Origin of the sequence: Corynebacterium sp. KPL4015 (assembly GCF_040225725.1) — a bacterium.
GTDB classification, from domain to species: Bacteria; Actinomycetota; Actinomycetes; order Mycobacteriales; family Mycobacteriaceae; genus Corynebacterium; species Corynebacterium rhinophilum.
The window spans coordinates 53807-62869 of the sequence record NZ_JBEHGF010000012.1 but is presented as its reverse complement, the minus strand read 5'-3'; the positions used below and the strand labels follow the sequence as shown (position 1 = coordinate 62869).

The window sequence follows — 9063 nt, the reverse complement described above, 5'->3', positions numbered from 1 at the left end:
ACTTCGTGCTCTCAAAGAAAACTACTCCCTACTAGTCGGTAACTGATTTCTCAGTCCAACTAATGGGGAGCAGTTCACTTTGGGCTAATTCCTGGCCCCTGCCCTCCGTGCAAAACCTATTGCGCGGAGGGCTTTGTGATGCCCAACCCCTGAATTCGGAGTTGTTAGAAAATTAGGTACCGCAGTAGGTAAGAAAGCCTGCAAGCCCATCCGGATCGGGTTGTTCGTAAGACGGATTCGGCTGCCACGGATGGGTCGCGGCGTGGAGCAGATCAGTAAAGGGCTGCATATCGCCTGCCTCAGCGGCGCGCAGTGCGGCTTCGACGGCCATATTGCGGGGAATGACCCGGGGCATTGCAGCATCCACGGCATCCGGGGAGGGGTGAGTGGCTAGGTAGCTATCCACGAAGTCCGATTCCTTAAATAGTTCTTGGGCAGGAAGGGTGCGGCCGCGGGCGGCATCGGCAAGCGCACGGTGCGCCAGCGTGATATCCGGCCGGTAAAGCTGCATGGCAGTAAAGTAGGCCGAGGCTACCTCGGTGGAGGTATCGAGGGCGCTTGCCAGATCGCTGCGGCGCTGGGAGGCGAATTTCTCCTGAAACCCATTGATGGTGTCTTGCGCGAAGTCGACCCCGGCATTGATATCGGCATCGAATAGCGGCACCAGCGATTCCGCGAGCCGGGCGAGGTTCCAGCCCAAGATCGCTGGTTGATTGCCAAAGGCATAGCGTCCCTGCTGGTCAATGCTGGAAAATACCGTATCGGGCGAGTAGGACTCCATAAAGGCACACGGGCCGTAATCAATGGTTTCGCCGGAGATGGTGGTGTTATCCGTATTCATCACCCCGTGGATAAAGCCGAAGCGCATCCACGAAGACACGGTGGCAATCTGGCGGTCCATGACGCCTTGAAAAAACTCCCGATAATCTGCCCCAGGGTAGTGGCGCGCTATGGCATAGTCCGCGAGGTCTTGGAGGTGGCCAGACTGCGCGGCATAGTGAAAAGTTCCGACCCGGATATGGCTTGCCGCCACGCGGACCAGGACGCCAGCCGGCTGCACGTGGCCGCGCTGGATGGGACGGCCGGTAGAAATCACAGCAAGCGAGCGGGTGGTGGGTACGCCGAGGGCGTGCATGGCCTCAGAAACCAAGTACTCGCGCAGCATGGACGAGAGGGTGCCGCGGCCATCGGCACCCAACCGCGAATAAGGGGTAAGCCCCGTGCCCTTGGCGTGGAGATCCCACAGTTTTCCGTCTTTGTCCACCTCGCCCAAGAGCATGGCCCGGCCATCGCCCATCTGTGGGTTGAAAGAGCCGAATTGGAAGCCGGAATAGGCCATGGCATGCCCGCCGTCGCGGCCTAAAAGGAAATCCAGGCCGTCTGCAGAGCGCAGCCAGTCAGTATCCAAGCCCAGCTGCACTGCCAGCTCTTCATTGAGGACTACGAGCTTAGGATCCGGTTGTTCTTCGCCGTGGGTTGCCGCCACAAATTCCGGCAGGTGATCGGCATAGTCGTGGTGTAGGTGCATTTTAGACCTCCAATTGTCCTTGCACGCGGATTTGGACGCGGCCACCGACCCAAATATCGGTGCCGTCATCGTGGATAAAGACCTCGCCGTTTCTTCCCAGCTGGCTGCCCTGGCAGGCGGTGTAGCGGGCGGGAACCAGCCCGCGCGAGCGCATGAATTGCGCGGCCCCGCCGTTGAAAGAGCCGGTGACGGGATCCTCGAATTCTGCGGTAAACGCGCGCACTTCATAGGCAGCGGAGCCCGCGTCTGCGGCGCTATCACGCATTCCCACCACGCCCACCTTGGGACGAGTGGCAGCGGGCTGAACCGCGCGCACGGCCGCGGCATCGCGCAGCTGTATAAGCTGCCAGCCGGGCCCATTATCCACCCAGGCGGAATCAAGGACGTCTGCTTCCGAGATATTCAATCCCGCGCAGGCCTCTGCAAGCTCAGCACTGCTCAGTGGCCCACTAGCGCGCAGGGGCGGGGTGGCAAAAGAATAAATACCCTCGTTCTCGCGCACGGAGACCAACCCCACCCCGCATTCCTGCACTATGGTGCCTTCCTTCTGAGGTTCATTGCTGAGCGCCCGCCAGATGGCGGCGCTACCCAAGGTGGGGTGGCCGGCGAAATCAAACTCCTCGTGCGGGGTAAAAATGCGCACGCGATAGTCCGCCGCGGGATCGGTGGGCTCGAGCAAGAACGTGGTTTCAGAAAAATTGGTCCAGTGCGCGATGGCCTGCATCTGTTGCGTCGAGAGCCCATCGGCATGGGCCACGACGGCGAGCGGGTTACCGGAAAACGCCGAGGTGGCAAAGACATCGACTTCAAAGAACTGGAGTTGCATGCCAGCCAGTCTAGTCAGCCCTGAGGATGAGGCCGGCGGGTTAGCTTCTGCGCTAGCCTTGCCCTTATGTCTAAGCTTTGGCCGGATCGTCTGCGCGACTGGATTGGCCCGCCGTGGCGAATCCTCATCCCCGTGTTCTTCGGCGTGCTTTTGCCCAACGCCGCGAACTTTTTGCACACCGATTCACCCTTTCAGGCCATCGTGGCGGTCTTGTACACCGTCGGCATTCCGCTCGCGCTGTGGCTGCATCCCAAGCTGCAAGAAAAGTCCATTTTCTTCATCGCCGGCACCATGACGTTGTGCATTTTTACGCCCTTGGCCTCCCTGGCGAACTTCCACGCCCCGATTTTCGCCTACACGGCTTTTCTCATTGGCACGCACTCGCGCAAGCGCTTGCGCTATATCTGGCTTGCATGGATTGCCCTGGGCTCCCTGGCGGGAACCACCGCAAGCCTGTTTGGTGAAAAGGTCTTCGCGGGCAGCGATATCGGCTTGGGCGATGCGACCATGAGCCCGCTGCTTGCCTATGCCGGCACGGTCTTGCTCGGCTGGCCGGTCCTCGGCTTTTTCTACTTGCTCGGCACCAATAACCGGAAGCGCCGGGAGGGCCAACAGCTGCTCATCGAGCGCGCGGAGATGGCCGGCGCCGTGGAGCGCAACCGCATCGCCCGCGAGATGCACGATATCGTCGCCCATAACCTCGCCGGGGTCATTGCGCTTGCCGATGGCGCCCGGTTCGCCGCCGCAAAAGACCCCAAGGTAGCCACGGAGGCGCTCGATACCATCGCCTCCACCTCCCGCGAATCCTTAAAACAGATGCGTAGCCTGCTATCCGTCTTGCGCGAAGAAGACGCGCGCGGGGAAACCAAAGCCCCAGGCACCTCAGACATCGCAGGCCTATTTTCAGAGGCCCGGCGCGCCGGCTTCGATATCACCGTTTACGGCATGGAAAAGTTACCCGCCGATAGCGATGAGCTCTATCAATTCACCATCTACCGCATCGTGCAGGAGATACTGACGAATATGCTCAAATACTCCAGCCAGAACAGGGGAACTCTGCGCTTTCGCAGCGATAAGTCGGCGCTTGTTATCGAAGGGCACAACCCCATGACGCAGCCGGACGAGGACCGCAGTCCCGGCTATGGGCTCATCGGGATGAAAGAGCGTGTGAAGGCCTATGGTGGCAGTGTGTCCACCAAGGCCGAGGATGAAACGTTTGCAATCACCGTGGAGGTACCGCATGTCTAATCCGGAACAGGAACCTGAGCCCATTCGCATTGCGCTTGTCGATGACCAACCGCTCCTGCGCGCCGGGTTCGCCATGCTGATTGGCTCGCAGGAGGATATGAGCGTGGTCTGGCAGGCCTCCGACGGCGATGAGGTACTGGACCTGGCGCGGCAAGAGCCCGTCGATATCATCCTCATGGACGTGCAGATGGCGCGGGTCAATGGCATTGCGGCCACGGAGGAAGTGCTCCCTGAATTCCCAGATACCAAGGTCATCATGCTGACCACCTTTGATGATCACAACTTTGTCCACGGCGCAATCTCTGCCGGGGCATCCGGATTCTTGCTCAAAGACGTCGAACCCGAGGAGCTGCTCTCAGCCATTCGCACCGTGCATTCAGGCGAGGCCGTGCTCTCACCGCGCATCACCGCTCAGGTGCTCCAACAAGTCCGCAGTGAGGACAGTGGGGAGGAGCACTCGGCTTCGCATACCGCCGCGGCAGCACAGTCCGGCTCTGATCCCGCAACGACCCCGCCTTCAGCGGAGCTAACCCCGCGCGAGATGGATATTTTAAGGCTCATGGCGCTGGGGTATTCCAATACCGAAATATCCGAAGAGGAATTTGTCTCCATGGCGACGGTCAAGACTCACGTCCGCCACGTGCTGACCAAGACCGGGTCCCGCGACCGTGTCCAGGCCGTGCTGTATGCCTATACCCATGGGGTGGTCACCGTGGAGGAACTGCTCTCTCATCCCCAGGGATGAACCGCTAAATCCGCCTCGAGGATGGTTACTCCGCGCCGGGAAAGCGCCAGGATAAAACCATGCTCACAGTCACACAGCTTTCCAAGAAATTCGGTTCCTTTACAGCAGTAGACAACCTCTCCTTCGAGGTTCCCGATGGCCAAGTCACCGGGTTCCTAGGCCCCAATGGTTCCGGCAAGTCCACCACGATGCGCATGTGCGTGGGGCTAGAAAATCCCACCTCCGGCACCGCTACATTCGATGGCACCCCATTTCGCGAACTACCCGATCCCGCCTCCACGGTGGGCACCTTGCTTGATGCCAATTGGTTCCATCCCGGCCGCAGCGCCCGCGCGCACCTACGTTATATGGCGGCGCTGCAGGGGGTATCGATGGATCACGTCGATGACACCCTGGAGCGCGTTGGGCTCGGAAAGGTGGCGAAAAAGCGCATCGGGGGTTATTCGCTTGGCATGAAGCAGCGCCTCGGCCTTGCCTGCGCCATGATGGGAGAACCTAAGCACTTGCTTCTCGATGAACCTGTCAACGGCCTTGACCCTGAGGGCGTGCACTGGATGCGCGAGCGCATCCGCGAATTCGCCGCCGGTGGATGCTCCGTGCTGGTTTCTTCCCACCTGTTGTCAGAAATGCAGCTGACGGCGGACCGCCTAGTGGTCATAGGCAAAGGCAAGCTCGTTGGCGAAGGAACGGTAGAAGAATTCGTCAATGCCTCCGGTGCTACCACCGTGGAGGCTGTGGTAGATCAACCAGAAAAGTTGGCCCGCTTGCTGCACGATTCGCAGGCGGAAACTTCCTTTGATGGGGAAGTGTTGCGCATTACTGGCTTGGACCGCGACGAGGTCGGCCAATTGTGCTTTGACCACCGCATCCGCATCAGCAGCCTTGAAGTCAAGCACCCCTCCTTGGAAGATGCCTTCCTTGGCGCTACCGCAGACCACGTGGATTACCGCTCCGCATAACAGATTTACGAAAGGCAGATGACGAGCCATGAATACCATCGTTTCCGAATCCCGCAAGATATTTTCCCTGCGCTCTACGTGGGTCTACCTCGCTATCATCACCGTTGGACTGACGGCCGTCAACGTGCTGATGGGAGCTATCCGCAATGACGACAGTGCCCTCCAATCCTCCGACCTGGCCATCGGCGCCATCTTCGCCGTGGTCATCATGATCTTTTCCTCGGCCACGCTCGTCGGCGGAGACCTACAAAAAGGCACCGTAGCCTGGAGCTACCTATCCACCAATAGGCGCTTGCAGGTGCTCTCGAGCCAAATCTTCGTCATCACCGTGGCTAATGTTGCCGCGGCGGCCCTGGCCGGCGTCCTCGGGATGTTGTTTAACGGCGCGCTCGGCAGCTCGTATGACTTCTCCAGCTTCGTGCACTACCCGGATAATGCCGTATTCCTGTTTACCTTTATGGAATACATCGTCTACACCCTGCTCGCCACCGGTCTGGCTTATATTCTGCGCAGCGGCACCTTTGCGGCCATGCTGCTCATTATTGAATACTTCGTCATCGAAAGCGTACTGACCTCGATGGACATGGGCTGGGCCAAAATCATCCTGCAGATTTTGCCCGATGCCAACCTGCGCACCTTCTTCCAAGGCCAAGACACCTTCGGTCTCATGGCCCCGCAGTGGGTATCTGGAGTCATCGTCCTCGCCATGGTGGTAGCTGTCCTTGGCGGCGCCGCAGCCGTCCAGCGCCGCCGCGCCGTGGTCTAAGCTCCTGCCAGGCACTCACACCCTACGGGGATACGACGAGGGTAAGCTCCTGCGATCCGTGCGGTGGTTCCTCCACCGTCATGCCGGCAGCGCGCGCAATCGCGGCGACATCGGCGGCGCTGAAGGCATCGGCAGGCGAAAGCGCCAGCTCCCGGGCCAACAGGCCCTTGTAGTGCTTATTAAAGTGGCTGACCACCTTGCGCGAGCCATCCGGCTGCACGCTTTCTACCCGCACCGTCACGGCCGAAGGCAGCCTCCCCAGTTGCTGGTAGGTGCCCGAGCGCAGATCCACAACCAGCTCGTCGATGTTTTCTAACGCCTGCGTTACCTGCGTGCCCCAATAAGACTTCATAGTGCGACCGCCCAGCTTGGAACCGCCCGATAAGCGGTAATGGGGGATAGGGTCGTCTGCGCGCAGGAGGCCGAAGAGGGCATCGCCAATAGCAAGGCGTTGCCACGAGGGAAGGGTGGGCGCCGAAAGTGCATCAAAAAGCACGCCAGTATAGCGCTCGACCGCTGGCATGGTGGGGGTGGTAAAAAGCTGATTGTTCGATTCAGCCTCACTGCGTAGCTTCTCCGAGAGCTTAAGCACAACCATCGCCTCATCGATGGGAAGAGACTGCAGCTCAGCAGCGATTTCGCGCCGGGTATCGCTTAGTTCGGGAAAAGATAGGTTGGCAAAATCAAGCGGCTTTCCCGTGCCGCCATGAGCCTTGGTTTCTGAAGGAGGGAGGACAATGAGCATATAGATAGGGTAGCGATGTATATTTTGACCATGATTACCCGCCTTTCTGAACTATTTCTCCGCACCCTTCGTGAGGACCCAGCCGATGCCGAGGTCCCCAGCCACAAGCTGCTGGTGCGTGCCGGTTATGTGCGCCGCGTCGCGCCGGGCATTTATACCTGGCTGCCGTTGGGGCTGCGCACCCTGCGCAAGATTGAAGACGTAGTACGCCAAGAAATGGACGCCATAGGCGGGCAAGAGATGCTGTTCCCGGCGCTGCTACCGCGCGAGCCCTATGAAAAGACCAACCGTTGGGTGGAATACGGTCCCAACCTATTCCGGCTGCAGGACCGCAAGAACGCGGACTTGCTGCTGGGCCCCACGCACGAGGAAATGTTTGCCAATGCCGTTAAGGACATGTATTCCTCGTACAAGGACTTCCCGGTCACCTTGTATCAAATTCAGACCAAGTACCGCGACGAGGAACGCCCCCGCGCCGGGGTGCTGCGCGGGCGCGAGTTCGTGATGAAGGATTCCTACTCCTTCGATATGAACGATGAGGGCCTCGATTCCTCCTACGCCCGCCACCGCAAGGCGTATCAAAATGTTTTTGACCGCTTGGAAATCGATTACGCCATTTGTAAGGCCACTTCTGGGGCGATGGGCGGATCCGCCTCCGAGGAGTTCTTGGCAGTTTCTGAGGTGGGCGAAGACCTTTTTGTTCGCTCTACTGAGGGCGATTATGCAGCCAATGTAGAGGCGGTCGTGACCCAAGCGCCCCCAGAAAAGGACATCGCGGGCCAGCCGGCGGCAAAGGAATACCGGACCCCGGATGCCGCCACCATTGAAGCGCTTGTGCACTGGGCGAAGACCGAGGACATTGCGGTCGACGGTCATGAGGTTCGGGCCACAGATATCCTCAAGTGCGTCATGGTGGAAGTAACCCACCCGGCGCTAGAGGATTATGAAGAGAAGAAGGAATTGGCGGCCGTGCTGATTCCGGGCGACCGCGAACTAGATCCCAAGCGCCTTGAAGCGGCCTTGGAACCGGCAGAGTTCAGCCTGGCAAGCGATAAGATTTACGCGCAATACGATTTCTTGGAGCAGGGCTTTGTGGGCCCTCGCGTGCTGAATTCCAATGGCGTGAAGGTCTTTGCCGATCCCCGCGTGGTCAAGGGATCTTCCTGGATCACCGGCGCCGATGCACAAAGCTGCTACGTCGTGGGCTGCGTGGCAGGCCGCGATTTCCACGTCGATGAGTTTGTGGAAGCGGCCGAGGTTAAAGAGGGCGATCCCGCACCAGATAACCAGGGCACCTTGGCTTTGCAGCGCGGCATCGAGCTGGGCCACATCTTCCAGTTGGGCCGGAAGTACACCGAGGCTTTTGACGTGCAGATTCTTGATGAAAACGGGAAGCGCGCTATTCCCACAATGGGCTCTTATGGTATCGGCATCTCCCGCATGCTGGCCGTGCTGGCAGAGCAGCGCCACGATGATAAGGGCCTGAATTGGCCGGTTGCGGTGGCGCCGTACCAGGTGCACGTGGCGGTGGCGAATAAGGATGCAGCGGCCATGGAGGCCGGCGATAAGTTGGTAGAAGAGCTGTCCCAGGCGGGCCTTGAGGTGCTTTTCGATGACCGCCCTAAGGTCTCTCCAGGCGTGAAGTTCAAGGATGCAGAGCTGCTCGGCATGCCGTTTGTGGCCATCTTGGGACGCGCCTTCAAAGATGGCATCATCGAGCTGCGCATCCGCGGGCAGGAAACGCTGGAGGTCCCAGCGGAGAAAATCGTGGATAAACTCCTCGAGTTGGTGCGGGCTTAGCTCAAAGCACCGCGCCAAGGCCCAGCGCTCATAAGCAGCGGCAAGGTATCGTGGGGAAGCATGAGACTTAATAAGAAGGTGCTTCCCACGGCTCTTATCACCATGGGAGCGTTGCATTTCCTACGCGCGAAGAATTTCGAATCCATTGTGCCGCCGCAGCTGCCGGGCTCGCCGCGGTTGTATAACTTTGCCTCCGGCGCCTGGGAAATAGCTACGGGCTGTTTGCTTACCGATCGCGCCACCCGCGAATCCGGCGGCGCGTCAGCCGCGGCGCTATTTCTTGCCGTGTGGCCGGCGAATATGTACCACGCCTGGATCGAGCGCGACGCAGGATGGCCGAAGAAGCTTTATCACATCATTCGGCTGCCGCTGCAGATTCCGTTGATTCGCTACGCATGGAAGATTGCGCAGGGTAGGGCATAAAACCAAAAAGAACCGACTCCCCT

At 59.5% G+C, this 9063-nt stretch carries 9 protein-coding genes; 6 read left to right on the top strand and 3 right to left on the bottom strand.

Going from position 1 to position 9063, the window contains the following annotated elements; translation table 11 throughout:
* Positions 1 to 172: 172 nt before the first annotated feature.
* Positions 173 to 1528, bottom strand: a complete 1356-nt coding sequence (locus ABRP64_RS06290) for a protein adenylyltransferase SelO (protein ID WP_284782150.1) — start codon at positions 1526 to 1528, stop codon at positions 173 to 175.
* 1 nt (position 1529) lies between these two features.
* A complete protein-coding gene (locus ABRP64_RS06285; RefSeq protein WP_349865858.1) occupies positions 1530 to 2354 on the bottom strand; it encodes a PhzF family phenazine biosynthesis protein in 825 nt (274 codons plus the stop codon).
* A gap of 66 nt (positions 2355 to 2420) precedes the next feature.
* Between ABRP64_RS06285 and ABRP64_RS06280 the strand changes: the two genes are divergently transcribed.
* The 4 genes from ABRP64_RS06280 to ABRP64_RS06265 are packed head-to-tail and all read left to right on the top strand — an operon-like array spanning position 2421 to position 6072.
* On the top strand, positions 2421 to 3602 hold the full coding sequence (locus ABRP64_RS06280) for a sensor histidine kinase (protein WP_284864388.1): 1182 nt from the start codon (positions 2421 to 2423) through the stop codon (positions 3600 to 3602).
* Positions 3595 to 4347: a response regulator gene (locus ABRP64_RS06275; protein ID WP_349865856.1), complete on the top strand. Its 753-nt coding sequence runs from the start codon at positions 3595 to 3597 to the stop codon at positions 4345 to 4347. Before ABRP64_RS06280 ends, ABRP64_RS06275 begins: the two co-directional genes overlap by 8 nt.
* A gap of 59 nt (positions 4348 to 4406) precedes the next feature.
* The gene (locus ABRP64_RS06270) at positions 4407 to 5306 is read left to right on the top strand and encodes an ABC transporter ATP-binding protein (protein ID WP_349865854.1); all 900 of its coding nucleotides are present in this window, start codon (positions 4407 to 4409) and stop codon (positions 5304 to 5306) included.
* A gap of 28 nt (positions 5307 to 5334) precedes the next feature.
* A complete protein-coding gene (locus tag ABRP64_RS06265) occupies positions 5335 to 6072 on the top strand; it encodes an ABC transporter permease (RefSeq protein WP_284850475.1) in 738 nt (245 codons plus the stop codon).
* Positions 6073 to 6094: 22 nt separating this feature from the next.
* On the opposite strand, the gene yaaA is transcribed toward ABRP64_RS06265, so the two are convergent.
* Positions 6095 to 6817 carry a peroxide stress protein YaaA gene (gene yaaA / locus ABRP64_RS06260; protein ID WP_349865852.1) on the bottom strand — a complete coding sequence of 241 codons (723 nt, stop codon included), beginning with the start codon at positions 6815 to 6817 and terminating at the stop codon, positions 6095 to 6097.
* 30 nt (positions 6818 to 6847) lie between these two features.
* On the opposite strand from yaaA, the gene ABRP64_RS06255 reads away from it, so the two are divergent.
* Together ABRP64_RS06255 and ABRP64_RS06250 are read left to right on the top strand one after the other, a co-directional pair.
* Positions 6848 to 8617 (top strand): proline--tRNA ligase, encoded by a 1770-nt coding sequence (locus ABRP64_RS06255; protein ID WP_349838377.1) that lies wholly within the window; start codon positions 6848 to 6850, stop codon positions 8615 to 8617.
* A 60-nt stretch (positions 8618 to 8677) separates the two neighbouring features.
* Positions 8678 to 9040, top strand: coding sequence for a DoxX family protein (locus ABRP64_RS06250; RefSeq protein ID WP_284769613.1), 363 nt, complete (start codon positions 8678 to 8680; stop codon positions 9038 to 9040).
* Positions 9041 to 9063 lie beyond the last annotated feature (23 nt).